At 59.6% G+C, this 26,776-nt stretch carries 22 protein-coding genes, 1 tRNA gene and 7 pseudogenes; 11 read left to right on the top strand and 19 right to left on the bottom strand.

The features are described 5' to 3' along the window. From nifE to HB778_RS43320, 9 genes and pseudogenes are all read right to left on the bottom strand, one after another. A complete protein-coding gene (gene nifE, locus HB778_RS39845) occupies positions 1-1,491 on the bottom strand; it encodes a nitrogenase iron-molybdenum cofactor biosynthesis protein NifE (protein WP_183465625.1) in 1,491 nt (496 codons plus the stop codon). 63 nt (positions 1,492-1,554) lie between these two features. After that, on the bottom strand, positions 1,555-3,096 hold the full coding sequence (gene nifK, locus HB778_RS39840) for a nitrogenase molybdenum-iron protein subunit beta (RefSeq protein ID WP_183465624.1): 1,542 nt from the start codon (positions 3,094-3,096) through the stop codon (positions 1,555-1,557). A 133-nt stretch (positions 3,097-3,229) separates the two neighbouring features. Continuing rightward, positions 3,230-4,723, bottom strand: a complete 1,494-nt coding sequence (gene nifD, locus HB778_RS39835; protein ID WP_183465623.1) for a nitrogenase molybdenum-iron protein alpha chain — start codon at positions 4,721-4,723, stop codon at positions 3,230-3,232. A 98-nt stretch (positions 4,724-4,821) separates the two neighbouring features. Further along, a complete protein-coding gene (nifH, locus tag HB778_RS39830) occupies positions 4,822-5,715 on the bottom strand; it encodes a nitrogenase iron protein (RefSeq protein ID WP_183455206.1) in 894 nt (297 codons plus the stop codon). Positions 5,716-6,230: 515 nt separating this feature from the next. After that, positions 6,231-6,413 (bottom strand): annotated as a pseudogene (locus tag HB778_RS43795) (hypothetical protein); the annotation flags it as partial. A gap of 379 nt (positions 6,414-6,792) precedes the next feature. Beyond that, positions 6,793-7,566: a Ulp1 family isopeptidase gene (locus HB778_RS43335; RefSeq protein ID WP_348524824.1), complete on the bottom strand. Its 774-nt coding sequence runs from the start codon at positions 7,564-7,566 to the stop codon at positions 6,793-6,795. Beyond that, a complete protein-coding gene (locus HB778_RS43330) occupies positions 7,448-9,523 on the bottom strand; it encodes a hypothetical protein (protein ID WP_348524798.1) in 2,076 nt (691 codons plus the stop codon). The genes HB778_RS43335 and HB778_RS43330 overlap by 119 nt, the downstream gene beginning before the upstream one ends. Next, complete coding sequence (locus tag HB778_RS43325) at positions 9,496-10,305, bottom strand: hypothetical protein (RefSeq protein ID WP_348524797.1); 810 nt, start codon at positions 10,303-10,305, stop codon at positions 9,496-9,498. Before HB778_RS43325 ends, HB778_RS43330 begins: the two co-directional genes overlap by 28 nt. Before the next feature lie 36 nt (positions 10,306-10,341). Further along, a complete protein-coding gene (locus HB778_RS43320; protein WP_183455209.1) occupies positions 10,342-10,788 on the bottom strand; it encodes a hypothetical protein in 447 nt (148 codons plus the stop codon). Positions 10,789-11,015: 227 nt separating this feature from the next. Between HB778_RS43320 and HB778_RS43790 the strand changes: the two are divergent. After that, a pseudogene (locus HB778_RS43790) lies at positions 11,016-11,417 on the top strand (DDE-type integrase/transposase/recombinase); the annotation flags it as partial. A gap of 88 nt (positions 11,418-11,505) precedes the next feature. Here the strand turns inward: HB778_RS43790 and HB778_RS39810 are convergent. From HB778_RS39810 to HB778_RS39790, 5 genes and pseudogenes are all read right to left on the bottom strand, one after another. After that, positions 11,506-12,627 carry a beta-ketoacyl-ACP synthase III gene (locus HB778_RS39810; protein ID WP_183455210.1) on the bottom strand — a complete coding sequence of 374 codons (1,122 nt, stop codon included), beginning with the start codon at positions 12,625-12,627 and terminating at the stop codon, positions 11,506-11,508. 267 nt (positions 12,628-12,894) lie between these two features. Then, positions 12,895-13,242: pseudogene (locus HB778_RS39805) on the bottom strand (glutamine--fructose-6-phosphate transaminase (isomerizing)); the annotation flags it as partial. A 143-nt stretch (positions 13,243-13,385) separates the two neighbouring features. Continuing rightward, positions 13,386-13,580, bottom strand: coding sequence for a hypothetical protein (locus HB778_RS39800; RefSeq protein ID WP_183455211.1), 195 nt, complete (start codon positions 13,578-13,580; stop codon positions 13,386-13,388). A 202-nt stretch (positions 13,581-13,782) separates the two neighbouring features. Beyond that, positions 13,783-14,514, bottom strand: a pseudogene (locus tag HB778_RS39795) (DUF3363 domain-containing protein). Between the two features lie 379 nt (positions 14,515-14,893). Next, a complete protein-coding gene (locus HB778_RS39790) occupies positions 14,894-15,943 on the bottom strand; it encodes a DUF1796 family putative cysteine peptidase (protein ID WP_183455212.1) in 1,050 nt (349 codons plus the stop codon). A gap of 665 nt (positions 15,944-16,608) precedes the next feature. Here HB778_RS39790 and HB778_RS43315 point away from each other — a divergent pair. From HB778_RS43315 to HB778_RS39780, 3 genes and pseudogenes are all read left to right on the top strand, one after another. Next, a pseudogene (locus tag HB778_RS43315) lies at positions 16,609-17,028 on the top strand (thermonuclease family protein); the annotation flags it as partial. A gap of 41 nt (positions 17,029-17,069) precedes the next feature. Beyond that, positions 17,070-17,420 carry a sunset domain-containing protein gene (locus HB778_RS42530; protein WP_244662217.1) on the top strand — a complete coding sequence of 117 codons (351 nt, stop codon included), beginning with the start codon at positions 17,070-17,072 and terminating at the stop codon, positions 17,418-17,420. Between the two features lie 224 nt (positions 17,421-17,644). After that, complete coding sequence (locus HB778_RS39780) at positions 17,645-18,043, top strand: GFA family protein (protein ID WP_348524796.1); 399 nt, start codon at positions 17,645-17,647, stop codon at positions 18,041-18,043. A gap of 160 nt (positions 18,044-18,203) precedes the next feature. Here HB778_RS39780 and HB778_RS39775 read toward each other — a convergent pair whose 3' ends face one another. The 4 genes from HB778_RS39775 to HB778_RS42520 form a co-directional block, all read right to left on the bottom strand. Then, positions 18,204-18,449 (bottom strand): transposase, encoded by a 246-nt coding sequence (locus HB778_RS39775; protein ID WP_183455213.1) that lies wholly within the window; start codon positions 18,447-18,449, stop codon positions 18,204-18,206. A 16-nt stretch (positions 18,450-18,465) separates the two neighbouring features. After that, positions 18,466-18,825 (bottom strand): IS630 transposase-related protein, encoded by a 360-nt coding sequence (locus tag HB778_RS39770; RefSeq protein ID WP_183465622.1) that lies wholly within the window; start codon positions 18,823-18,825, stop codon positions 18,466-18,468. A 191-nt stretch (positions 18,826-19,016) separates the two neighbouring features. After that, positions 19,017-19,844 carry a CHAD domain-containing protein gene (locus HB778_RS42525; RefSeq protein WP_244662133.1) on the bottom strand — a complete coding sequence of 276 codons (828 nt, stop codon included), beginning with the start codon at positions 19,842-19,844 and terminating at the stop codon, positions 19,017-19,019. Between the two features lie 107 nt (positions 19,845-19,951). Continuing rightward, a complete protein-coding gene (locus HB778_RS42520) occupies positions 19,952-20,467 on the bottom strand; it encodes a CYTH domain-containing protein (protein ID WP_244662132.1) in 516 nt (171 codons plus the stop codon). Between the two features lie 276 nt (positions 20,468-20,743). Between HB778_RS42520 and HB778_RS39760 the strand changes: the two genes are divergently transcribed. From HB778_RS39760 to HB778_RS39750, 3 genes and pseudogenes are all read left to right on the top strand, one after another. Next, positions 20,744-20,831, top strand: a tRNA-Leu gene (locus tag HB778_RS39760). Positions 20,832-20,989: 158 nt separating this feature from the next. Next, entirely contained in the window at positions 20,990-21,190 is a 201-nt protein-coding gene (locus HB778_RS39755; RefSeq protein WP_183465621.1) for a hypothetical protein, read from the top strand. A gap of 668 nt (positions 21,191-21,858) precedes the next feature. After that, positions 21,859-22,182, top strand: a pseudogene (locus HB778_RS39750) (helix-turn-helix domain-containing protein); the annotation flags it as partial. A gap of 14 nt (positions 22,183-22,196) precedes the next feature. Here HB778_RS39750 and HB778_RS39745 read toward each other — a convergent pair. Next, positions 22,197-23,332: pseudogene (locus HB778_RS39745) on the bottom strand (transposase); the annotation flags it as partial. Positions 23,333-23,692: 360 nt separating this feature from the next. On the opposite strand from HB778_RS39745, the gene HB778_RS39740 reads away from it, so the two are divergent. The 4 genes from HB778_RS39740 to HB778_RS39725 all read left to right on the top strand — a co-directional run bounded on the left by HB778_RS39740 (position 23,693) and on the right by HB778_RS39725 (position 26,487). Next, positions 23,693-24,172 (top strand): ProQ/FINO family protein, encoded by a 480-nt coding sequence (locus HB778_RS39740; protein ID WP_183455485.1) that lies wholly within the window; start codon positions 23,693-23,695, stop codon positions 24,170-24,172. Between the two features lie 576 nt (positions 24,173-24,748). Next, complete coding sequence (locus tag HB778_RS39735) at positions 24,749-25,186, top strand: PIN domain-containing protein (protein WP_183455217.1); 438 nt, start codon at positions 24,749-24,751, stop codon at positions 25,184-25,186. Next, entirely contained in the window at positions 25,183-25,452 is a 270-nt protein-coding gene (locus HB778_RS39730; protein WP_183455218.1) for a hypothetical protein, read from the top strand. Before HB778_RS39735 ends, HB778_RS39730 begins: the two co-directional genes overlap by 4 nt. 771 nt (positions 25,453-26,223) lie before the next feature. After that, positions 26,224-26,487 carry a hypothetical protein gene (locus tag HB778_RS39725; protein ID WP_348524795.1) on the top strand — a complete coding sequence of 88 codons (264 nt, stop codon included), beginning with the start codon at positions 26,224-26,226 and terminating at the stop codon, positions 26,485-26,487. Positions 26,488-26,776: the final 289 nt, after the last annotated feature.

Here is a 26,776-nt window from a genome sequence, read left to right as displayed (position 1 = left end):
TCAACGCTCGCCGCAATCGTCGGCCGTCGTGCCGGCGACTTCCTGGACAGCGTGCAACGTCGCGGTCTCGCTCCTCGTGCCCGGCAGTTCGTCCTCCACCGCAGGCTGGCAATCCCACGGTGCCGGCTCGCGCACTTGGGACCAGATCGGGTTATGAATGGCGAGGTCGATCTGGCGTACGAGTTCCACCATGCCGTCATAGCCCGCATAAGGGTGCTGGCGCTCCTGGTTGATATCGAGCCAGGGTGTCTTGGCCTTGAGCGCGATGAATTGCGTGCGCCCGCCCGACAGCATGATATCGGCCTTGTGTTCTGAGAGCATGGCGTAAAGGTCGCGCGCTGCCATCTGCTCGAACATGTGGTTGTCGTCCTTCAGGATCTGCTTGATGCGCTGCTTGTCTTCGACTGTCGATTTCTTGACCGAGGTGCCGACGATCTCCATGCCGATCTCCATCAGCGCGTGGACGATCGACCAGGACTTCACGCCGCCTGTATTGAGAAGCACGCGCTTGCCTTGAAGCCGCCGCCGATAGGCTTCGAGCTTCCTCCACGCAATCGCCTCTTCCACCGCGATCAGCGTCCGTGTGCGGTTGAGGATCTCGCGATCGGCACCCTTCCTCACGAGCAGCTCAGCAATGTTGCGAAGTGCTTCCGAGGTGTCGGTAATGCCGTAGAAGGAGCCTTCGAAAAACGGGATGTCCCAGCGCTCCTCCATCTTGCGGGCAAGATTGATGAGTGCCGTCGAGCACACGATCATAGCCGCCCGGGCGCGGTGAGCGGAAGCAACGTCAAGGTAGCGCGCGTCGCCCGGAATGCAGGCGCGCACCCGGATGCCCAGTCGATCAAGCAGCGGCTTCACCAGCCAGAATTCGCCGGAGAGGTTGAATTCGCCAAGGATGTTGATGTCGTACGGCCCGGCGTCGTCGGGTTCTACCGTGCCGATGACGTGATCGAGCAACGCCTCGGCGGCGAGCTTATTGCCGAGGTTCTTGGAGCCGGCCAAGCCCGGGGCATTGACCGGCACCACCGGCAACCCGAATTTTTCCCGCGCACGCTTGCACACGGCCTCGATGTCGTCGCCGATCAACGCCGTCACGCAGGTCGAATAGACGAAGATCGCTGACGGCGCATAGGCTTCCCTGATCTCGCGGATCGCCTTGAAAAGCTTGCGCTCGCCCTGCCCCATCACCACGTCGAGTTCGGTCAGATCGGTTGTGAAGCTTGTGCGCCAAAGCGTTGGCCCTGACGAAGCCGCGCCGCGGTTGTCCCAGGAATTGCCCTCGCAGGCGAGCGGCGCATGGACCAGGTGCGCGACGTCGGTGATCGGCTGCAGCACGATCTTGGCGCCGTCAAAGGCGCAGCCGCCGGCTGCCGCCCCGGGGGTCAGCGGCTTCGAGCAGCCCTCTTTGCGCGCCTTGGCATCCTTGCCGCGGTTTTGATCGCAGGCGGGCTCGTTGAAGACATCCTGGATTTTGGCGCTGAGCGAGGACATTGCGTCGGTCTCCAAAAGTGCATTGGAAGGCGGCCAGCCTCGGCGAAAGGCCGGCCGCCGCTGCTAGCGGGTGAGGTCATAAGAATAGTCCGTCACACCCGTCTCGCTGGTCTCGCGATCGAGCTTGTCGAAGATCTTGTCGAGGATCGTCGTCAGGACGCGTAACCCGCCCTGGTAGCCCATGAGCGCAAAGCGATGGTGATGGTGCCGGTCGAAGATCGGGAACATCAGCCGGATCAGCGGCGTGCCGGTGTCGCGCTCCAGATACTTGCCATAGGAATTGCCGATCAGCAGGTCCACCGGCTCGGTGAAGAGCAGCGAGCGCATCGCCCACAGGTCCTTGCCCGGCCAGACCTGGGCATCCTTGCCGAAGGGCGAGGATGCAAGCAGTTCCTTCATCTCGGCTGCCCATGCCGAGCTGCCGTTGGTGGCGAGGCAATGGGTCGGCTCGCCGCCGGTCTCCATGACGAAGCGGGCCATGGCGTAGACGAAGTCCGGATCGCCGTAGATCGCATATTTCTTGCCGTGCAACCAGGACTGGCTGTCCGCCATGGCGTCAACCAGTCGGCCGCGCTCAAGGCGGATCGTCTCGGGGATCTCCTTGCCGGAAATCGCAGAGACCTTCATCAGGAATTCGTCCGTCGCCTGGACGCCGAGCGGGTAATGGAACGAGGCCGTCGCCTGCCCGACTTGCTCGCAGTAGTCCAGCGTTTTTCGGGTGTTGTAATACTGCAGCGAAAGTGTCGCCTCGGCGTTGAGTGCCTCCTTCACGTCTTCGATCTTCGTACCGCCATCATACATGCGGTATTCACCGTCCGACGGCGTGTCGAACTGGTCAGAGGCGTCCTGGATGAAGGTGTAGGACACGCTCATCAGGTCGAGCAGGCGCTTGAGTTCCCGGTTGTTGCCGACGCAGAAGCCGTCGAAACCGGGAATGATGTTGATGGTTTCCCCGGCTTCCGTGCGCTCCTGGCCTTTCCAGAAGTGCTCCAAGATGCCCTTGACCATTACGTCATAGCCATCGACATGGCTGCCGACGAAGGCCGGCGTGTGGGCGAAGGGCACGTCGAAGTCGCGCGGGACCGAGTTTTCGTCCTTGGCGTTCTCGATGAAGCTGTGCAGGTCGTCCCCAATGACCTCCGCCATACAGGTGGTCGAGACGGCGATCATCTTCGGGTCGTAGAGCTGGTAGGTGTTGGCGAGCCCGTCGACCATGTTCTTCAGGCCGCCGAATACCGCCGCATCCTCGGTCATCGAGGAGGAAACCGCCGACGCAGGCTCCTTGAAATGGCGCGACAGGTGCGAGCGGTAATAGGCCACGCAGCCCTGGCTGCCGTGGACGAAGGACATGGTTCGTTCGAAGCCCGCGGCCGCGAACACCGCGCCGAGCGGCTGGCAGGCCTTGGCGGGGTTCACCACAAGCGCTTCGCGGGCGAGATTCTTTTCGCGGTATTCCCACGTCTTGGTGAATTCGCGTTGATCGGTAACGATCTGATCCGGGTGCGGACATTCGAAATTCAGCTTCTTCTCCGCGAGCATCTGCCTGTATTCCGGCTCGCGGAACAGGGGAGCGTGGTCGAGAATTTTTTCAGCCGACTGCGGCATTGGTGATTACCTCTTTTTCATCTGGCCGCCCCATAAGGCAGCTCAGGGACGTCGAGACGTTTCAGGTGTCCCGCGGGCCAGGGGCCGCGGGCGTTCATCGTCTTCCTTGGGGAGACCAGGCTAAGGCCGGGTGTTATTCGGCAGCCATCGCCCGCCCACGGCTCGGGCTTTTTTTCCAAGGGGCGTCGTACAGGCCCCAGACCGGGTTGTTGATGGCAAGATCCACGTCGCGGGCGAAAATGGCAAAGCCGTCATAGCCGTGATACGGTCCTGAATAATCCCAGGAGTGCATCTGGCGGAACGGTATGCCCATCTTCTGCACGGGGTATTTTTCCTTGATGCCCGAGCCAACGAGATTAGGGCGAACCCCCTCGATGAACTTCTCCAACTCGTAACCGGTCACGTCATCATAGATCAGCGTGCCGTTCCTTACGTAATGGCCTGTGCGCTGATAGTCGTCGTTGTGGGCGAACTCGTAGCCTGTGCCGACGATCACCATGCCGAGGTCCTCGTATGCTGTGATGACGTGGCGGGGGCGCAGTCCGCCGACGTAGAGCATGACAGTATTGCCTTCCAGGCGCGGCCGGTACTTGGCGATGACGGCGTCAACAAGCGGTCTGTACTTGGCGATAACCTTCTCAGTCTTCTCCTCGATTTCAGGGCCAAAATGCATGGCTATCTTGCGCAGGGAGGCTTCGATCTGGGAGGGGCCGAAGAAATTGTACTCCATCCAGGCGACCCCATACTTTTCCTCCATGTGCCGGCAGATGTAGTTCATCGACCTGTAGCAATGGATGAGATTGAGCTTGGCCTTCGGCGCGCGCTCTATCTCGGCGAGCGTGGCGTCGCCCGACCAGTTGCCGACCACGCGCAGCCCTATCTCCTCGAGCAGGATGCGCGAGGCCCAGGCGTCGCCGCCGATATTGTAGTCACCGATCACGTTGACGTCGTACGGGCCCGCCTCGAACTCCACGTCCTTCTTCTCGAAGACCCAGTCGCGGATCGCGTCGTTGGCGATGTGGTGGCCGAGCGATTGCGAGACGCCGCGGAAGCCCTCGCAGCGCACCGGCACGATCGTCTTTCCGTGCTCCTTGGCCTTGTTGCGGGATACTGCTTCGGTGTCGTCGCCAATCAGGCCGATCGGGCATTCGGATTGCACGCTCATGCCGTTGTTGAGGGGAAACAGTCCCTCAATCTCGTCGATGATCTGTTCCAGCTTCTTGTCACCGCCGAAAACAATGTCCTTCTCCTGGAAATCGGAGGTGAACTGCATTGTCCCGAACGTGTCGATGCCCGTCGTGCCTACATAGTAGTTGCGGCGCTGCGACCAGGAATATTGCCCGCAGCCGACCGGGCCGTGCGAGATATGGACCATATCCTTGATTGGACCCCACACCACGCCCTTAGAGCCGGCATAAGCGCAGCCACGAATCGTCATCACGCCCGGAATGGACTTGATGTTCGATTTGACGTCACATTCGGAGACGACCTCGCCAGCCTCGTCCCCGCTCTTTGCGACGCTAAGGTGCTTTTTGCGGCGCTTCGCCGCCTTGTCGGGATATTGCGACAGCACCTCCTCGATAAGCTTTGCATGGAGAGTGCCGTCATTCTCGTAATCCAGGCTCATGGGACCCCTTTAAAGGTTCGAGTGACGCCTCACCGACGAGGCGCCGTTCTTTGAAAGGCGCGTCAGCTCAACGCGGCGCCTCGTGGCGGCAGCGCTCGTTACTGGGCGGCCGCTTTCGTCGCTTCCTTGGCCTGAAGCTCGGCAAGCATCTGCTCGTCGGTCTTCATGATGCCGAAGTCGAGCAGCATGTCCTCGAGCTCCTCCATGGTGATCGGAGTCGGCACGGTGCCCTGCCCCGAATTGCCATGGATCTTCTCGGCCAGCGCGCGATATTCCCCCGCCTGCTTGGAGTCCGGGGCATACTGGATAACCGACATCTTCCTGAGCTCGGCGTGCTGGACGATGTTGTCGCGCGGCACGAAATGGATGAGCTTGGAATTGAGCCTGGAAGCCAGTGCTTCGGCGAGGTCGAGCTCGCGGTCGGTTTGACGCTCGTTGCAAATCAGGCCGCCGAGCCGCACGCCGCCCGAATGGGCATATTTCAGAATGCCCTTGGCGATGTTGTTGGCGGCATAGAGCGCCATCATCTCGCCGGACATGACAATGTAGATTTCCTGGGCCTTGCCCTCGCGGATCGGCATCGCGAAGCCGCCGCACACCACGTCCCCGAGCACGTCGTAGGAGACATAGTCGACATCGTCATAGGCTCCGTTCTCCTCGAGGAAGTTGATCGAGGTGATGACGCCGCGCCCGGCGCAGCCGACACCCGGCTCGGGCCCGCCGGATTCCACGCACTTGATGCCTTTATAGCCGACCTTGAGCACGTCCTGGAGCTCGAGGTCTTCGACCGAACCTTCCTCTGCCGCGAGGTGCAGGACCGTATCCTGCGCCTTCGAGTTCAGGATCAGGCGGGTGGAGTCGGCTTTGGGGTCGCAGCCGACGATGAGGATCTTCTGCCCAAGGTCGACAAGTGCGGCGAGCGTATTTTGGGAGGTGGTGGACTTGCCTATGCCCCCCTTGCCGTAGAATGCGATCTGACGCAGACCTGACATGTAGCTTTCCTTCCTTCGTTCCATCCATCGCGGCTGCCCGCGACATGCCGGTCGGCAGCTCTCGCCGCCTCACACCCAAAGGGTCTCAAGATGCGTGCCAATTGGCTTGATCGAACACAAGAAAAATTTTGATGTTGCTTTTCAGCTATTTAGCCTGAGGGCAAACAGTGCTTGTCGGAACAAGCCCGTGTAGCGGACGCGACAAAGGCGACAGAAAGATCGGATGGCGTCTGCTCGAGACCGCTACAGGTTGACCTCGGTGTCCGGAGCAAGTTGGAGCAGCGAGTTAAGGCGACTTTGGTCGAGAGACCTGCTGCAGAGACTTCGGTCCACGCGTAGCTGTGTATCGCTCCAGGCTGCTTTTGATCCCGCGCGGTTCAGCCTTTGTCTTCGCGATCACGAGGTTTGCTTCTTCGCACCAGACGTCCTGTAGGCTTGGCTGCCATTTCTGCTGATACGCTTGGATTGACCCCAAGGCGAGCATTTGCACCAACGGAAAACGAGCACAACCGGCCGAGCTCATGGATCGTCACGCTGGGAATAGCTGCCTTGGCGATCTCGCACAGGTGTCGGTTATGCGTCAGGTAGATCACCTGACCGGCACATGCCATCTCACCAAACAGTTTGAAGACCTCCTCTGATCGGCCGTGGTCGAAGGTCTCCATTATATCATCGGCGATAAAGGGCACGGAGGGCCTAGACGGAACCGTCGGCCGTCAGCTCCGAGATTGACGGGCGCGCCCTCACCGACCGTTTCCCAGATCAGGCCTCCGTTCCTACTGACCGACAGGCCTCCTTCAGTCGCGGCGTAAATCGTGTCGGCGTCTTGCCGATGCGGCGAGGTCGATCAGCTTGGGAGCGGTCCAACCACAGCCACATCTTCCCGGCAATGTCGGGCAGCAGGCGCTGTACGTGTTTTCGCTGCTTGCCACCATAGTTCAGTTCGGACCGGGCCTGCGCTTCTACAGGAAGGGTTTGCCTGCCCTGTGATCCACAGCCCTTCGTTCGCCGACGTAGCGGTTACCGTCCAGAGCGAGGCGATCGCAGTTGCTTGGGCAAAACGTTTCAAATTCGACTTCAAGCTGATCTTTTGCGTTCAGGGAGCCACGGCGCCTGGGTTGGTTGATGAACACCGTCCGTTCGCGCATGTGGAGTCGAATTAACTCTTGGCGTAGAGGAGGCAGGCTCATCATCCAACAGTAGCCGGAGTTCCGCTGGGTCGAATGCCATCATTGGTGGGGAGGCGGGTTCATCATCCAACAGCTGCCGGAGTTCCCCTGGCTCGAATGCCATCATTGGTGGGGAAGCGGGTTCATCATCCAACAGCTGCCAGGGCTCCTCCTCCTGCGGCATGAGCCCCCTCAGTCGGTTTTGCAGCGCCTGCCGATCGGCGATGAGGTTGTCGAGGTGCAGCGGCTCGTGGTCCGGCCGCTGCCCGTCCACCAATCGTTGAAGCAGCGCCCACGTGCCCTCCAGCACAAAGACGCCGCAATCGTAATCGTTCGGCTGTCGCGGCATGCGGGCTGGCGTCAAGGTGGCGTTCAGCAGTCTTGCGAGTTGTCTTGCAGGCACGTCGTTGTACCCCTCTCGCTGAAGGGAGTCGTAGTGATAGGCGAACCGCCTTTCCGGGTTGCGGCGATCAACGAGCAGCAGCGACCAATGGGTGCCGGGGCTATTGGGAGTGCCATTGTTCAATGGCAGGAAGAGGAAGTCGGCTGGGGCGTCGTTTTGATTATAGATGGACTGCAATGTGCCTCGCGCGTTTTGCGGCTCCATGTGGCGCAGTAGATGGGATACCGACGGACTGACTAGCCGTGTCCGGGCGGCGAGCGTCGGATTGATCCCCTGCAGCTGCTGCTCTACGAAATCGTAATCCCTCTGCACATGGGCGTCGCTCAGCCACTCGGTGGCGCCGAGCACCGACCCGTTGGTGACATTGGACGAGGCTGTCGGATCCAACGCCCCGATCTGGGCATCGGAGGATGGTCGTGGACGTAGTCACATCAACCACTGGAAGCCCGCGGTAGGTGTCTGGCAGCTTGGCGGTGACTGGCCAGCCGGGACCTGGAGCCCTTGCCGGTGCCGCTGGCGCTGCTTCACTCATGGGCCGAGGTCGAGTGTGATGGATGAGCTGAACGTCATCGGGGCCTCCCTGCCTCAATACGGCGGCGGACCCTGTCCCTTGCATCATCTGCTGCCACTCCGTCTCGACCATCTGCCCGCGCGGACGCACCGGTGCAGAATGAGCATCGTCGCGCAAGTCGACCGGTGTGGACGGCAAATCAACTAGAGAATCAAGATCGCCGTAGATGTCTGAGGGAGCTCTCGCAGAAGGCGCCGGCGCAAAGTGAGCATTGTAACCTAACTCAGCCGGATCTGGATCAACCAATGCTTCAAAGCCAGGATAGAGATCCTGAGCTCTGGCAGTTGATGGCGATGCCGGGTCTTGCATCCGCCGCCGCACCAACTCCTCGCTCAGCCACGCCAAAGCTTCATCGTCCGAGGAGGCTGGCACAAGAGAAAGCTCCTGCGGCGAGCCGGGCTGTCGAGCGCCCTGGTAACGACCCGGTACTGGCCCGGCAAACAGCGGCGGAAAGTCAGGCGATGGAACCCAAGCGTTGAGCTCGAATGATGTGGGCGGGTTCTGATGAACCATTGCCTCAAACCCGCCGTCCTGCCGGCTTGGCAGGACGTTGCTCCCGGCCAACTCGTCCGCGGCCGACTGGTGGTCGTTGCGCCAGTTCGAAGGATGAACGGCTTCTGCGGAATCCGGCGGCTGATGATGGCTCGCGCTTGACCCGAGAAATGGCTGTGGGCCGGCCTTATCCAATCCCCCCCAAAGCAGATCCTGATCGTAATCTTCCATGGGTGGCAAAGCGATAGCTTCATGCGGGGCACTGTGCTGCGCAGTGGCGCCTCCGATCCCGCTAGTTTCCGCATGCAGCCTTGGGATGTATTCGCTCTCTCTCTCCCGCATAACGGGCTGCCCTTCCAATGGCAATGCGCCCACCGGGTAGGTGGAGGGCTGCATCGGCATGCGGCCGCCTGAATTGCCGGTCTCGCTCAGCTGCTGCTGAATGGCGACGGTTGACGGCGCATTCAGGGTCCTCTGCCGCTTCGCTGGCCTCAACAGCGCTGTGGAATGTTCATTGTTGATGATGACCCACTCGGTTGGCAGGAGGTTGCCCCTGTCAATCGCGCCAGGCGAGCGCCGAATCTGCTGTTCGCTGACCGCTAACAACGGCCGGGTGGCAGCCTGAACACCAGCCTGCCCAGAGCCGGCTGCTCCGAAAGCGCCCGCCCCTATGCTGTCGAGGTTATCCAGTCCAGCGGGCAACTTCCCTGGAGCAATGAAAAATGACGGGGCTGGTTGATTATCCTGCTGTCCTTGAAGCTCCTCTGGCCAACTGCCAGCTTCCGGCCACGCGCTTTGCTGCGCAGCGGCGTCGCCGACCCGCCTCGGCTCCATCAGTGCCGCGTCGTCGAGATCAGGACCGGTGGGAACACGGCGCTCGAGCTCCATCGCTTTAGCGCCGGCCTGCGATTTTCGGAGCTGAGCCAGTGCGAAACCGATGTTCCGATGACCACCGGTGTCCTCCTTGAAGGCCTTGACATCTCCATCCAATGCCTCGCCGGAAAGCCGACCAGCAATGCCCTTCTTGTTGTTTTGACGTAGGTAGTCACTGAAGCTCCTAAGATCAGTTGCATTGGTGCTGCCGATATTTGTCGCTGCTTCCTTTCTGTACTCTTTGATGAGAGCCGCGTCCTCCGGATACGGAGTCAACTCAGGGCGGCCTGCGATCGGCACGGTTCCCCCGTCGACTGCGAGGTCCGGAGATGACTTATTGCCGTAAGCAGCCTCGAGGGATCACCCTTTCCGATGAATTCGCGCGCATCATCGGTCAGCGACTGCTTGTCGAGCCGATCCTTCACGGGATCTTTGTTATTTGCGAAGAGCCAGTGGCCAAAGCCGAGAAGAATACTTACATTGTTCTTGGCGGTCTGCTCGGCGGCCCCGCCTTTGACGAGGGCCTCCTCAAGACTGAAAATAAAGTCTTGATCCCTGAAATGAAGAGGGCGCTTGCTGACCCTTTTCAAAAACCGAGTTGACTGAGCCGGCTGTGGCGCCGAGGACGACGGGCCAGATTCGTCGATCAGCCGATCGTGGCTTTCCGCAGGAAGCTCCTTTGGCCAACTGCCAGCTTCCTGCCACGCGCTGTGCTGCGCAGCGGCGTCGCCGACCCGCCTCGGTTCCATCAGTGCCGCGTCGTCGCGATCAGGAACGGGGGAAACACGGCGCTCGAGCTCCTTAGCGCCGGCGTGCGATTGTCGAAGATGAGCCAGTGCGGCACCGATGTTCCGATGACCGCCGGCGTCCTGCTTATAGCCCTTGACATCTCCATCCAATGCGTTGCCGGAAAGCCGACCAGCAATGCCCTTTTTGTTGCTTTGACGTAGGTAGTCACTGAAGCTCCTAAGATCAGTTGCATTCGTACCGCCGGTGTTTGTCCCTGCTTCCTTCCTGTACTCTTCGATGATAGCCGCGTCCTCCGGATACGGAGTCAACTCAGCGCGGCCTACGATCGGCACGATTCCCCCCCGTCGACTGCGAGGTCCGGAGATGACTTATTGCCGTAAGCAGCCTCGAGGATTACCCTTTCCGATGAATTCGCGCGCATCATCGGTCAGCGACTGCTTGTCGAGCCGATCCTTCACGGGATCTTTGTTATTTGCGAAGAGCCAGTGGCCATAGCGGAGAAGAGTACTTACATTATTCTTGGCGGTGGGCTCGGAGGCCCCGCCTTTGATGAGGGCCTCCTCAAGACTGAAAATAAAGTCTTGATCCCTGAAATGAAGAGGGCGCTTGCTGACCCTTTTCAAAAACTGAGTTGACTGAGCCGGCTGTGGCGCCGAGCCGGCCGGCATCGCTCCACCACCTCCACCTGTATTGGCGACCTCGCTCAGTTGCCGCTCAAAGGCCGCCGCACCTGCGGACGGAGCCGCGGGTGAGCTCTCTTGCGGGCCAGCCCTGTTCGATTGTCCACGCACCCGCTTGGTCGAGGTGAAGTCCATCGGTTCTCACTTTCAGCAATATAAGCCCGTTTGAAGCTGGGCTTGGATTTGACACAGGGAAGCTATCGAGAACCTGACGACGACAACGTTCCCGTCAAGACGGATGGGTTGCTAAGTTTTCGGCAACCAGAGGCATGGCATGGGCTCCGGTGTTTCGCCGGAGAGTTCAGATGTTCAACGGTCGCCATTTCGACCAGTCCGTGATCCTGCTTTGCGTTCGCTGAAAACTGGCCTACGGCTTGAGGCTTGGCAATGAAGGAAATGATGGCCCGAGCGTGGCATCAGGCCATCGATCATTCGACGATCTATCGCTGGGTCGTTCGCTTCTCGCCCTTGCTGCTGAAACGCTTCAATGGGCGCAAACGTGCCGTGACCGGCAAATGGCTTGCGGACCAATCGGGCGGCCATTGTTTCCTACAACACGACCAACCCCCCTCCGGGACCGTTCGCGGCGCAGACTGACGCCGATCCAGATCCGCAGAGCCAATACCTCAACAATCGATCGAGCAGGACCATCGGCGCATCAGGTGTCGTGTACGGCCCATGCTCGGTTTCAATCACGCGCCAGCGCGATCGGCACGCTGGACGGGATCGAGATGATCCACATGATGCAAAGACGACAGGCGAGGATCTGGCGATCCGCAAGCTGCATGAAGGCAAGACTGGAGGAGCGGTGCCCATGCGGGTGCCGTTCGCACCAGCCTGAAACCGCCGATTTTAGAGCATCCTCAGCAGCGCGCCGCCTATCGAATACCCCGCGCCAAATGCGCAGATCAGGCCGAAATCGCCGGGCTTCATGTCGGCGTGGTTCTCCGACAGCGCGATGATGGCGCCGGCGCCGGCCGTGTTGCCCAGCCGCTCCAGCACCATCGGCGCACGGTCGTGGTCGACCTCGTGGCCGAAGGCCAGTTTCAGGATCATCGCGTTCATGCGCGCATTGGCCTGATGCAGCCAGAAGCGCCTGACCGCCTGCGGCGTCAGCCCGTGCTCGGCGAGGAATTCGACGATGAACTTCTGCCCGGCGACGGTGACTTCCTTGAACACCTTGTTGCCGACCTGCTTGATCAGATTACCTTCCAGATTGATCATGTAAGGATCATCCTGGGCGGTGCGGGTGTGGTAGCCCAGATTGGTGCGGATGTTGTTCGACATCTGCGTCCAGATGCGCGTGTCGAGCACCTCGAATCGTCCCGGCCGCTTCTCGCCTTGGGCAAGACCCTCCACCACCATGGACACGGACGCGTCGCCGAAGATGAAATGCGTCTGCCGGTCGCGGAAATTGAGATGGCCGGTGATGATCTCCGGCGTCGTCACCAGGATGCGTTTGTGTGCGCCCGACCGCACCAAATTGACGGCGATGTGCAAGGCGGCGGCAGCCGAAGAGCAGCCAAGCCCCATGTCGAAGCCGGCGCCCTTTGTCCCCAACACTTGCTGCATTTCGATGGCGATCGCCGGATAAGGCCGCTGGTGATGCGAGGCCGAGCAGATCGCCAGGTCGATATCGGACGGGCTCAGTCCGGCATGGTCGAGAGCCTTTCGCGCCGCGGCGATGCCGAACTCGGCCTCGAGCGATAGCGCATCGTCGGGCCGCGCCGGAATGCGCGGGGCCATGCGGGTCGGGTCGAGAATGCCTTCGCGCTCGATCACATGGCGGGTGCGCACGCCCGAAGCGTGGACGATGAAGTCGCTGTCCGATTTCGGCAGCGGCGGCTCGCCGGTCTCCTGGCGGCGCGCATTCTCCATGTCGACCCAGGCATTGAAGCTGGCGACCAGTTCTTCATTGGTGATCTTGGCTTCAGGGACTTCAACGCCGATGCCGCTGATGATGACGCGATGCATGTTTCAGTCCGTCGCACGCGCCGGCGCTGCGGCTCTCACGTGGGCGTCGAATTCGCGAGCCGGCCGCGTTCGCTCATCCTCGAATTTGACAAAGAGGGCGCCGGACCGGTCAGCCATGTCAGCTCCCACAATCATTCGACGGTGACCGATTTTGCGAGATGGCGCGGCTAGTCGACATCTGTGCCCATGACGAGCGCCGTGTGGTAGGCAAGAAGCTGTATCGGCACCGAGAAAATCATTGGCGCGACTATCTCGTCGACTGCCGGCAGCCCCCGCAGCCGCCAATTCGTCCTTCAACTCGGCGAAATTCTCGATAATGCCGTTATGGACGACGGCCACACCATCGCTAAAGTGCGGATGCGCGTTGCGTTCAGTCAGTGCCCCATGAGTTGCCCGGCGCGTGTGGGCGATGCCAATGGTGCCGCCCAGCGGCTCTTCCTTCAGCCTCGCCTTGAGATTGACGAGCTTGCCCTCGGCGCGCCGGCAGTGCAAGGCGCCCTCGGTGATCGTCGCAACGCCGGCTGAGTCATAGCCGCGATATTCCAGACGCTTCAACGCGTCGACCAACCGCTCCGACACTGGCTGTTGCCCAACGATGCCAACAATCCCGCACATGCTCGTCTCCGATTTCTCCCGGCAGCCTGGGTCGACCGGAAGGACACCCGCCCGGCCGTTTCTATTCAGAGCCTCCTAGGGGAATTCGGTACGATTGGTAAAATCGATTATTGGGATAACTGTTATCCACCCAGTGGATGGGGCTAGGACGCGTTTGGGCTACGTCCTCGATCATCCCGGCGGAAACCGCTCATCTCGGCGATACGGGCCTCCTGAACGATCCGGGACGCGAGCACCTCACGCAGATTGCGCGGATTGGCCCTCAATGTCTTATGATCGAAGACGCGCCCCAGCAACGCCAGATCGGAGGGATTGAAGGCGCCGGATTGCGCGAGCATTTCGACGAAATCGGCATGACACCCCCTTCGCTGCAGGCTCCGTCGAGCACAATCGATAGTTGGGCGCTATTGCAAGGTCCAGGCTGGACACTATGGCAGCAAACGTCCCGCGACCAAAAACAAGTGCTCAAGAGAAAAACCCGCCGCGCTTCGCGGCGCGACGGGTCGATCAGGCGTTGCATGAAGCATCGCTGCTGCGTCGTCATGAAACGCTGGGCCCACCCCTTTGCCGACCGATGTTCCAGAAGATACCCTCGCGCTGAACCACGCCAGAAACCTCCTTGCCGATGTGCCGATGGAGCACCGGCCGCCATGGCACCAGCGTGAGCTCGCGCGACCTCTCGATCGCGGCATATTTGCCGCAGGCGAGCTCAACCGATCGGCGCAGCATACCCTCTATTCGATCTCCTGCCCGGGCTTCGGCATACGAGAGCCCAAGTTCCTGCGAAAGCTGACCGACAACACGGTTCAGCTCACGCTAACGCAGGATCGAAATCATGTTGGCGCGATAAACTATCCGGTCCTGCTCTTCACTCGCGAGACCCTGCACGAGCAGCCACTGCCGCCTGCGTGCCTGCGCGGCCCGCACATCACGGCCGAAACCCGAGCCATGCAAAGCCTCCGGTCTGTCAGAGACCAGCTCGCGGTCAATCCAGGTGGCGCCGTCGAAACCAATCTGTTGCTCAAGCGACAATGAGGAGAGCTTCTCGACCGTGACAGGTTCTTCCCTGGCACGCTGACGCTCGTAGACGACGACGCGTTTGGGATGGTCCGGCCCGATGACCCTGGTGCCGTCAGGCTCGCGCTTCACTCCACCGGTGGCGTGGCGGATCGCTTCAAGGCGCCGGACGTGCGTTTCGGCGAAAGGTTCGGTGACCGACCGATCATGCTTGAGATGGATGTCGATGTTGTAGCGCCCGTTATGGGCGGCCACGATGTCCGCGATCGTACGGTCAAACTGCCTTGGCTCGGTGTTCCTCGGGGTGACACGAAAGCAGCTACGCTGGACAACCAAAGGGTTGTTATGGCCAGGGATCAAAGCCCGAAGGGCCGAGACCGCCGTACCAGAGCGAATGAAGCGGACTCGGTTCACGAGAGCCCGCCGTGCGTCATCAGGCGCGCGGGCGCCCGCCAACGTCAATAGGACGGGTTTGCGATAGTGGGGCTTGGGGGCTTGATCCTGTACTCGAAATCTTCGCCCAACTGGGATCGAAAACCGATCGTGTCGGCGAGGTCGAGGATCCGTCCACATCGACGCGCCGACTATCCCGCTTGGATGGCCGCGAAGGATGCTTCTGGTCAACTCTTGAAGATTACAGCAGCGGTGGACGGTCTGGCGAAAGTCCCATTTTCGAGAAGAACACGTTCCATACCTCAACCTCGCCCAGTTGATCAGGAACATGGTTCTCCTGATGGATACTGCAGCGCTCCGGGACTGGCCCTATGAACTTCGACTTATCATATGCATTCCCGTTGGCGCGGAAATAGGCCACATGGAACCTTGAGTGTCCCAATTTTTTCTCAAGTAGAGTGACCATCTCCTGGAGATCGTCTACGCCAAACGTCTTTCCCATCTGCTGATCCCCCGGAGCATCCGTCGCCGAGACATAACGCACAAACAACGTCTTTCGTGTCCGAGCGATGTCAAGCATCTTATTGTATTTGTAAATCAGCTTCTCTCGGCAGGACCGTAACGCTTCCGGCGTGAATATCACTGCGTTGGACGTGGTCCGATCGAATTCATGGTGGTAAACTACCCCGTAATTCTCGCAAAAAGCTGACGTCCCATTGAAGCAGGCTGATACACGAAGCCCGAATCGCGCTCCATCATCTGCCAATATTTCCTCGATGGAGGCTATAGGTGTCACAATCCAATCAAAACAGCTGCTCGGGCGCCGTTTGAAATAGCGTCTGATTTGCGTCGCAGGAGTGCAGTCAGATCCAAGGCTAAAAATAGCTTCGTAAGGCATTGCCCGGTCCTTAGGTGGTACCAGATAGGAGTGAAAGAGCGATGCTTTCCAGCATTTCGAAAGATAGGGCAAATCGATTGTATTGATACGGACCATCAGCGCTGCGGATATGGAACCACGCAGCATCAAACTGGCCAAGCCGGTCATCATCGCGCGGCTTAGGATCGTTGTCCGCGATAAGCTGTTACCTGTGGGTTCGTTCCTCGCCGAATGGAGGCAGCGGTAAGCGAACGCACTCTCCATCGGCGGCGGCTCGCTGGCCGTGCGGGCGAAACGAAATCGTCGAAAATGGAGGTCATTCAATTTCGGAAGCAGATACAAGCTGCAGTCGTGGGGCAGCGTGTCTGGCGATACGCTGGTGGCAACCGTGTCCTTGATCGCCTGCTTGAACATCGACAATGATCACCATCGGCCGTGACAGCGACCGGCTGGCGAGGCACTGGCCATCGGGCGGCTGCCGCCGTGGATGTCATTCGGCCACCGGAGGGCAGCAAGATGGTACTTCAGACGCCGCGTAGGCACGATGGCGTCGACGCATAGCCGCAACGGGCGGAGCACGGAGGCGCCGGAAACGGCGATCTGCAAACTCTGGCAATCCTGTCGCAGCAGCACGTGCTGCATCCCTGCTCGCGTCAGCAGGACGTATCGGTGCGCGCATAGTTTGGAAACATTTCCAGCTAAACCGCCTCGAAAGACACAACAGTATGCCTCAATAGGTTTTCCGCCGTCCGAAAGGTGGGGTGACTGAGGCTTTTAGGTGAAGGAACGATTTTTCCGGATGCAAAAGCGTCCGGAAAAATCCTCTACGGAACAAACAGAGAATTGACCGCATGGAGGGCATTTCGCCCGACGCACAACGATACTCACCCCCCAGCGAGTTCTGCTGTACACACACAATGGAGCCTTCTAGGCATGGAAATAGGAAAGGGCAACACTTCCTCTCGAGCGCAAATCCGCCTAGCGCCTTATTTGCGCGAGCAACGCGTCATTAATCGTCAATTTGGGTTATCGATTTCTTCTCATGCGGTAGGCCTCCAGGCTTGAATAGGGAACACGAAGTGGGCAACATCGATCGGTCCAGGAGGCGACGAAATAGCAGGCGCAACAACCGCATCGGGCCTTATGCGAAATCTGTTGCATCAGCTCTCGTGGCCGTCACGCTGCTCGGTGTCGGCTCAGCTTGGTATCACAATACAAATCCCCTCTTCGCGGCAGACACCGGGAAAGGAGTAGAGCTGATTGGCCGCGCTTCCGTGGTCGATGGCGACACGATCGAAATTCATGGCGAGCGTGTCCGCTTCAACGGGATCGATGCACCTGAGTCTGCCCAGACCTGCGATGACCGCGAAGGCAAGGCCTATCGTTGTGGTGCTCAGGCAGCCAAGGCCGTCGACGCGTTCTTATCCGCGTCCTCGCCCACTCGTTGCGACTTTGTAGAGCGCGATCGGTACGGCCGCTTCGTCGGCGATTGCTATCGGGCAGATGGCACAAGCGTCCAAGCGTGGATTGTCGGAAATGGGTGGGCGATGGACTGGCGCGGTACAGCAACGGCAAATACGCGAACCAGCAGGAAGCCGCGAAAGCCGACCGGCTCGGAATCTGGGCCGGAACCGTGCAGCCGCCTTGGGAATGGCGGGCTGAGGGCCGCAAAAATCTGCCTAGCCAACCAGCGCCTCTGGTTGGCGTCACCTCCGGCGGCGCCAAAAGCTGCAACATCAAAGGCAACATCAGCACTACTGGCGAACGCATCTATCATGTGCCTAGCCAGCAGAACTACGAGAAAACCAAGATTACGGAGGACACCGGAGAACGGTGGTTCTGTTCAGAAGCCGAAGCACAGGCAGCCGGATGGCGTGCTGCCAAGAGATGACGATTTCTGGGATTGGATTGCAGCGGCCGACCATCCGAATGAACCACACCGTCGACGTCCTGCATATGTCGTGTGGCCGAATCCGAGCACCCTAAAGTGGACATCCTGGACGAATTCCCGGCATAGGTAGCAAAAGGCGCCTTCGACGCCCGGCTGTCGCAATTGCGATGGTGAAATCCGATCAGATGCATTTCTATGTGCGCCACTGCAACGGAGAGAGGCCGATGACGAGCATGACCAAAGGAAGCTGTCTGTGCGGAGCCGTTGCCTACGAGGTACATGGCGACTTGCGTCCGATCGTCGCCTGCCACTGCAATCAGTGCCGGAAAGCATCTGGTCATTACGTTGCAGCGACTCAGGCTGAACTCAAGGATGTCGTCATCAAAGGCGACACGCTGAAATGGTTTCAGTCCTCTGAAACGGCCAAGCGAGGCTTTTGCTCGAACTGCGGCAGCAACCTGTTTTGGCAGGGTTTCGGAAGGCCTCATATTTCTATTTGGGCCGGCACCATCGACGGTCCAACCAAACTAAGGATGGAGAGCCAGTTGTACCCTGAATCGGCCGGCGACTATTACGATCTCCCCGATATTCCCGTGGTGGAACAATCGTCCCTCAGAGAATGAACATATGGTCATGCTGTCGAGACCAGGACCGCAGCTCGCGATGAGGCGGTCGGTCAGACCTGGTGGCGTTTACTGCCGAAATCTAGCTCGTCGAATCCGCGATTGCGCGGGTTCCCCGATCACTTCTCATTATTCGTCACAATGCCGTCGCAGGGCCAGACTACCGCCACGTATTGACGATCCACGGCGCGACAAGACCGTGGCATCGCAGCCCGGCGATGAAGGTCTGCGTCTGCCATTTGCCGAATGGCGCATGCGTCCTGAAGCGCTCGCCCTTCGGCGCCCAGCCGGTGCGTTTGGTCAGCTTGGTATTGGTCGACGTCTCATCGATGAAGATCAGCCGCGCCAAAGCCTTGTTGAAGAACCGCTTTCGCCGCCCGGTCCACAATTCACGCGCCTGGCGCACGTCGGCCCGCTGCTGCTCACTGGCCTGTAGAGTTTTTTTTATGACTGAGCCCCAGGCGATTGAGCAGGCGCCCGACATTGGAGCGATGCACGCTTACCCCACGCACCTCCAGTTCGACGCAAAGCTCATCCAGCGTCAGTTCGCCGGTCTGGGCCAATCGCAAGCGAACAAACTCGGCATGCGGCTCAAGCTTGCCGCCGCCCACATGGCCCTGCCGGCGCGCTTCAAGCGAACCGGTCTGCCGGCGCAGGTTGATCAGATTGTTCACAAAGCGAGGCGAAACGCGGAAATGGCGCGCAGCCTCGCGGTGACCATGTCCCTCATCGACATACGCAACAACACGCCGACGCAACTCAAGCGGTAGCGGCTTGCCCATCGCGGTCTCCTTTCAACCGCAATGAATCACGAACTCAAATCAAAGGGAATCCTGAATCCCTTAAATCGCGACACGCTTTAGCCCAAAAGCAACAGTCACAACTTCTCTCAAGTCCGCACGATCCGCCTCCTCGTCGCCTTCCAGCAAGCGGTGCCAGAGCTTCGTCGATCCCTGTGGTTCTGCGTGCTGCCTCAATGCCAGAAGCGCCTCGTGTTAACAAAGGTGTCATGCGCTTCTGCGGCGTCTTCAAGAAGCTTGGACTTGTCTTCGGAGCGGAAGAGATCCGTCGCACCAGCCACGTCCGAAAGCGCCAGCGCTGCCAGCATATCGGGGGCGGTGGCGAGATCGTTGAGGCTGCCGAGCTGATCCTGCAGGTCCTTCATCGCCATGATGAACCGTCGATGGCGTTTGGCTTCCGCCTTGCTCTTGTAAAGCGGCTCGAAGAACTCCGCCGCATAGCGCAGTTTCTTTGCGGCGATGCGCACTTCATGGCGGGTCTCGTCATCGGCATCGATCAGATTGTTGCCGCCCTTCGCCACCTTTTTCCAAAGTCTATCAAATACACCGGAGGCGAAATCCCGCGACGACTGCTCGTGCAACGTTTCGTCCGTTTGGTCGGTTCGCCAGTCCCTGATGGAAATCCACTCGGCGGCATCGATCATCAACGTGCGGGCGCGCGCCGAGGAGAGCGATGCTTCGACCGCCGCATAGGCTTCGTCGCGCGCGTCTTGAAGACGGATTGAAAGAGCCTCGCTCGAAGCGCGGTCGATCATCACGTCGATATTGCGCGCATCGCCAAATTCCGAGGCGAGCCATGTCAATTCTTCGCGCAGGCGGTCGAAACGGCAGTCGTCGAACTGCGACTTGCAGATCGAGCATAGGGAGCGCAGCCGTCGCAGCGACACGCGAGCCTGGTGTACGGCCTCGGCATCGCGAAACCAGCCCAGCGCCGTTTCATTGAGACGAAACTGTTTGAGACACGCCGCTGCGATGCGCGCGAAAGCCGTTGCCGCGCTCATCTCGCATGTAAGCGGGGTCGCGGCCGCGTTCACAGCACAGGGCGCCGAGCCAAGCAGACGATAGCCCCGTTCCGCTTTGCTCAGCACCCCAAGATGTGCCGGCGTGATCAGGTCGACTTTCCGGGCGAGCGCAAACAGCGCTGTCGTGAACCCGCCTTCTTTTCCAACTCTATCTCGCAGAGCGGCGCCTCACGATCGGCCGCAAGGACCTTGCCAAGATCCAAAGCGACTTCGATCGTGGCGTCGCCATCCATCACATTCCAACGATGCCGTTTGACATGAACCTCGAACAAGGGCGCAAGCTTTGGGCCAGCCCCTGCAAGCAGGTCTCGAATCTGCGGACCGTCAAGTATCGGGGTATCGCCGTAGACCGGTCGCTCCCATTCCTCGCGCGTGAACGATCCGACCGCGGCACCATCGCCGGCTTTGACGGTTTGTATCCGTTCATTTCCCGATTGCCGAATGCGAAGCGACAGGCCGCGCTTGGACAGATCCCATCCAGGGGTGTCGAAATAGATGGATCTCTGCTGAAGAATGGTGGGCGAGGATCCGAAAGGATTTTTCCTCAGCAGCGACGCTGCACCCGACCGCGAGAGCTCGAGCTTCAGTTCCGTTTCCTGCATGATATCCTCGGCGTCGCTTCACGATAATCGGAGGGACCCCACCACATGGTGCGTCACACTCGGTTTTTGATATCACGAGTCCATGTGACCTGTTCACTGTCCTTGAATGCCTTGTGCAGCATGGCTTCCAGCATCCGCGTCGGTTCGCGAATGCGCTCTCCAAAACAGAGTTGAGCACTTTTTTGCGGATGCGCAGGAAGCCCTTCGTCGGTACGAAGGGAAGATTTGCCCGTCCTATAAGGGCAGCGCTCCGGTCCGAATTGGGCCGAAGCCAAAGGAATTGCGGTCGTGGCGAAACGGTAGACGCGCAGCGTTGAGGTCGCTGTGGGGCAACCCGTGGAAGTTCGAGTCTTCGCGGGTTTCAAACTTTTTTTGGAAACTGCAGGAGCTTGCCCTTTTTCGCCCCGGCCTTGATCGCTGCCGAGCGCTCTTTTCGGCAGCCATTGCACCATACTGACGCCGGGTTGCCGTTGCCTCGCAGGGTGCGCATATTGGCGGCAGGAAAAAGGGGGAGGGAACTCGATGAGCAGGACACCAAAGCCACCCAAGGGAGGTCTAGCTGGCGTCGACGAGTTGCAAAAGTCGATGAGAGAGATGAGGGCAGCCGAACTGGCTATTCTGAATCAACTCGTGAAGGAAAAGCCCGAATTAGCGAAGCCGGATCGGCACGATGATCTCCTTGAAGAATTCAAGCGGCGCCTAGAGAAAAGCCGCCCCCGATAAAAGGGGACGGCTTGGCCAACGCCACCATTGGCGGCCGGGTAATCAGGCGGGCCGCGTCAAGGCCGCAGATGGGGGAACGTGGCTATCATCCATGCTCGAAGCGCAAGGATATCCTCCACAGGTCGGTCCCGGTAATACTCCTCGATCTCATGTAAGACCTCTACTAAATTAGGGCTCATTTGCTTTGCCAGGGGTGACGCCGGCAGCGCCCTGGTCGAGGTCGCGGGGGCTAATCCGTCAAGTATTGAGCGGCGGGATATTTTCGTGGTATTAACACAATCGGTCATTGGAAGCTCCTACTAGCTTTTGGTGACAAGTAGCGGGAGGCTTGTTGGTCGCAAGCCCCCGCTGCGAACCTCAGAATCATTGCTGGATTTGCATATTTTTGCAAGAGGGGGCCAGTTATTTATACACTTCATGCATTTTTATGACTTCAGTTTCCCTTGAGATCAGCCGTCAGTTATTCGTGTTTTTTCGATCCAGTTCTTCGCAAAGTTGGGAGGGGATCTATGGAATTCAACGAACGGGAGAAGGCCGCTTTAAGCCCAACTCTGATTAATGCAGCGGCCTTCTGCATCGTCCTTTCGACGGTCTATCTAGTGGATTGATCGAGACAAAAGAGTCCGATGTTGGATTCCCATCGGTTTTCGCATGTGCGACGATCGGGCATGCGCACCGGTATTACATTTGACGTCACTGCCGCCGACAGGATCCGGCTCGAAGCCATCGTGGCAAAGCACGGTTCGCCGCAGAAGCATGCGTGGCGGGCGAAGATCATTCTGATGAGCGATGACGGCTTGGGAACCGTGACCATTATGGAGGCTACCGGCAAATCGAAGACCTGCGTGTGGCGATGGCAGGAGCGTTTTATGGCCGAAGGCGTGGATGGCCTTTTGCGCGACAAGAGCCGCCCGCCAGGCATTGCGCCACTCGATCCCGAACTGGTCGATCAGGTGATCGCGCTGACGCTGGAAACGCCCACCACCAGCGCCGGCGTGCAGGATTCATCGGCGATGTCGACGAGGCGCTGCTGCGCCGATCGCATCTCCTGCAGCAGCTTTACCGGGTCCAGCCTCGCCTGTGTTTGCGCAAGCCTGGCACGAACCGGTTCAGGCGTGCGTGGATCTGCCAGCAGTCGCTGGCACGGTGTTGCCGCAGGGTGATAGCGCTTGCGCACGCGGGCGCCGTCCCGTTCCTTTCCGGCCAGCTTGAAGGAGGGTTGGAAGAAGTTCACGAACAGCCGAACCGTCGAATAGAGCTGTGCAAGGGCAGCAGCGGCTTCACGCCCCTCCAGCCGACGATGCGTCGCGCCACGGCGCCGTTCTTCTGTTCGACGAAGGCCTGGTCATTTTTGCGGTAAGGACGGCAGCGGGTGAACTCGATGCCGGCATCCAGACAGTAGTCGCGTATCGTCTCGTTCAGGAACACGCTGTCATTGTCCGTGTCGAATCCGAGAAGCTGAAATGGCAGGAGCCGCCGTAATACCGTCAGCACCTCGCTCAACAGCTTCTGTTCACGCACCAGCAAGGGCGCGCATTCCGTCCACCCGCTCGCGATGTCGGTAAGACAAAGCGTTTGTATGAAGCTTCCCCGCGTCGTCGGTCCACTGTGCGCCACCAGGTCGGCCTCGACGAATCCAGGCGGAGGATCCTGCCAATCGGAGAAGGTTCGGATCGGAATGCTGCGCCGCAGCGCGGTGGACGCTGTACTGCGACGGCGTCTCGGCCCACCAGCGATGTCTCGAACCTCGCGAAGGGCGCGATCGATCGTGGCCGCGCTCATCGCCAATAGCCGTGTGCGGATCTCGGCGGTTAGGTGCAGATGCCCGTGACGCTCCATTGCCTCCACCAGAATCGGAATCAGCATCTTCAGACGCTTGCCGCAGATGCGATCCGAAGCTTCCCAGAGCACGATCAGCGCTTCGCGCACCGCGTCGTCATAAAGCCGGCGCTCCGGTCGCGGGCCCGAACGCTGCGCCTGTGGTCCATTCCGCAGCAACCGCATGGCATGCTTGCGGTGAACGCCGCTTACCGCCGCGAATTCATCGAGAATGCGCGACTTCTCTGCCCGATCGCCTCGGGCGTAGCGCTCCGCTACCACCTTCACCAGCTCATCCCGCGTCGCCATGCTTATCCGCCTCATCTGATTTGCTCCCGCCCCAAAACTGCGGGGAGCAAATCAGATGAGGCAACGGCCCAACATCCGGGAGCAGTTCAGGCGATGCAATGCGCGCTCTCACATTGATTGCCGCGCCGCACGCGTTCGCGATGTCGTCGTCCGGCTGATCGATTCCGTTCCTCAGAAGTCGCGAGAGGTTGGGGAGCGACATCTCATGTATCTCGAAATCCGGGCAACGGTACTCGATCTGGAGGAGCCAGGACCTGCTGCTTTGCCCTTGCGGGATGAATGCCCATTTTTTCTCAGACGCCCATAATCATTGCATATATGCGCGCTACGAAGGGTCAGAATTGGGAACGAAACCAAATCGGGCGAGGCTTGATCATGTCGACCGCTAGCCGAGGGAAATCCTCCGCACAGCTTTTCCGCCATCTATCGGCAAAGTGGCCTTCAGCGTTCAATCCGAAAGCCCCCAGGCCGCTCAAGATCGGCATCCATCATGACATTCGCGCGCTTGATGGCGAACTGTCTGATGATGAATTGAGGAGAGCCCTGCGCGCCTACACCAGAATGGCCAGATACTTGGCCAGGCTGGATGCAGGCGCCGCGCGGGTTGATCTCGACGGCAAGCCGGCCGGCGAGGTATCGGATGCGGACGCGGCGACCGCCAAGGCTTTGCTGTGCGCCCGCAAGGACAAGCAAGAGACCAAGCAAACGCCGGAGCCAAGCGCAAAGCCTGAAGCGCCACCCAAACGGAAACCGAAGCAAACGGTCGTGTTCAAGGCAAAGAATACGGCCCACAGCCCGACCGGAATAGTCGTTGAGACGAAGCGTCGCCGGTCATTCCGAAAGCCGATGGCTTGATCGCCGCTGAGCAATCACGTTGTTCGAACAGGAAAGCCGCCTAGCTCTGCATTGGCAAGCGCATGATCTTTTCTACGGATTGCCGATCATCGTTGATGAATGGCTGCCAACGGGAGAGTGAGACTGCCCCATCTGGTCGGCCAGCGATTCGAGGAGTTGGCAAACTTGATCGGGCCGGCCGGAGCTTTCGCTTTGGAAGGCAAGGCATCCGCAGCAGCATTGTCGACATTCCGCGCCCATGAGAGCCTGCGCACGTCGCTGTGTCACGGTGTCGGCAAAATTGTACTCGACCAACAAGGGGGTTGGTTGCTCGTGTTCAGCGGAAAAGGTTACCTGTCCAGTTCTGCTAGCCTCGGCAAAGGCCCTCCGAGAGCCGACGGCAATGGAGCGACAGTATGGCGACCGCCTTCTGTCGGCGTCCGGCAAACCGACGAAGCCCATGCGCACCTTCACGCCTACATCGTCCCTGACGACTTGCGCGCCTCCTGCCTTCATCCGGGCGTTGATAGCGCTGGGATATCCTCAAGCGCCTTCCGCCACTTGACATGATATCACATGAGATATCATATTGAAGCTATGAATGTGTTCGATGCCAATGTCTTGCTGGCTGGATTGCGGTCATCGAACGGTGCTTCGAACGTGATCGTCCGCGAGATGATCCAGGGAAACGTCCCTTTCGCCGTGTCGCCTGCCGTCTCGCTCGAATACGAGGACGTGCTGAAGCGTGCCGGGATTCTCGGAGAGAACCCATGGATCACAAACGAAGAGATCGATGTTGTCCTCGACGCGGTATTCAAGCGCGCCAAACTGGTCTCCCCTTGGTTCCGGTTCAGGCCGTTCCTGACCGATCCCAAGGACGACCTTTACATCGAATGTGCCCTCGCCGCCGGAGCGAGGACCATCGTCACCAGTGATCGGCATTTTGACATTCCGGCAGTAGGCGATTTTGGCATTTCGATCATCAAGGCAGGAGCTTTCGTCGCCGAATTCAGAAGAAGGAACCAACCATCATGAGCACATATCCGTTGAGGCTTGCCGACCATGTGATGGAAGAGGCCAAGCAGGCTGCAGCAGAAGACAACGTGTCGCTGAACCAGCTCCTATCGGCGTTCATTGCCGACGGTGTCGGCCATCGGCGCGCAATCCTCAGTCTCAAGAAAAGGGCCGCGCGCGGCAGTACCGATGCGGCCTTGGCGATCTTGGATCGCGCGCCGGATGTCGCGCCAGATCCAGGAGACGAGCTTGTAGAGGAAGGAAGTTCGGTTAGCCCGAAAATGTGAGGACTCCAAAAGGGTCGCCTGTGTTTGGTAGATAGGCTCGATCCCGTTAGCCCTTGCCTTGGGGTTCTATCAAGCAGGATCGACAGCCTTTTCGTGGTGGATGCCTCCGCCCTCGCGCGCAACGCAGCCAAGCTCTTAGTGAACACAAATCCTATCCTGCGGGCGTTCTCTTCGGCACTGCTTAACTCGTTCTCTCAGGCATGGTGATGTTCCTTTGCCAGTCCTCGGTGAACAGCATCAGGAGGCCCGCGGGCGTGGACCGGTGCGCCCCCATGCCCCCACCCCGCGCGGAAACGACTCCTTGCGAAAGCGGCTGCACCATCACGGGAGTCCTTTGCGAAAGGATTGACGCGAGCATCCGCCCCTCCCCGGCGCGCTCCTCGGGCGCCAGGTCTTTCGATTCAGGGTTGACGTCACGTCACCGCCGCAGGCTTTCATGCGCGGCACGGCTTCCCCGAAGCCCCCCGTTCCGTCAGTTTCCTCACCGTCCCGGCCTCGGCCGACGTCCTTCGAAGGCAGCGGCTGCCCGCGGCCTCTGCCAACCGCTCCGCCGCAGCGACCGTTCTATCGTAGGCTAATCCTTGGTGGGTCCTGAGCAGACCCGATTTCTCGTAGGCAGCGACACAGGACCTGCCGCCTGGTCTTGTCGAACTGACGCATAGGTTGTAGTGCCGACGTATGGCGCTAAGGGCAGGAATTTTCCCTCAACCGGGACAAGTGTTGATATGCGATTTTGGACCAGAACCCGACAAGATTGCGGAACCAGGGATCATGAAGGGCCCGCTCGGTGTCAAACCTGAGATGTACAAGGAGCGTCACTGTGTCGCGCTGAGTGCCGGCCGAGGACTCACCACCATCGCACCGTTCTCAACTGTCGCTCCAAAAACACCGCAAAAGTATCATTATTGCATTCCTCCGGGGGCGTACCCATTTTTTGATCCGCATGAGGAAAACTGGCTCAAGGCCGACATGCTGGAGACCGTTAGCAACGAACGCCTCGACCAGCCTTTTTGGCAGGGAAGAGGTCTAACGTGAGCCTCTCGAAAGTGGACTTGTTGGAGGTGCGTAAGGCTATTTTGCACTGGCTAGGCCTCAGTCGCTTGACAGAGCACCTGTGAGCCACCATATTTACGAATGTCAGCCGTACCCATTCGGCAAGATAGATCGTCAAGGCCCTGCAGGTTCACGCCTGTGGGGCCTAAGCTTTTGGGAGTAAAAATGCGCTGAATATGCCTGATAGGGCATTCGACCGAGTTGATGGCGGCGCAGCGCAAAAACCGGGGGCCAAGCCTGCCAGCTTACTGCGACCCGCCATGACGAGGAC

The sequence above is a fragment of the Mesorhizobium huakuii genome (assembly GCF_014189455.1).
Lineage (GTDB): Bacteria > Pseudomonadota > Alphaproteobacteria > Rhizobiales > Rhizobiaceae > Mesorhizobium > Mesorhizobium huakuii_A.
The sequence above is the reverse complement of the archived record's forward strand: the minus strand, read 5'-3'. Positions and strand labels throughout refer to the sequence as shown.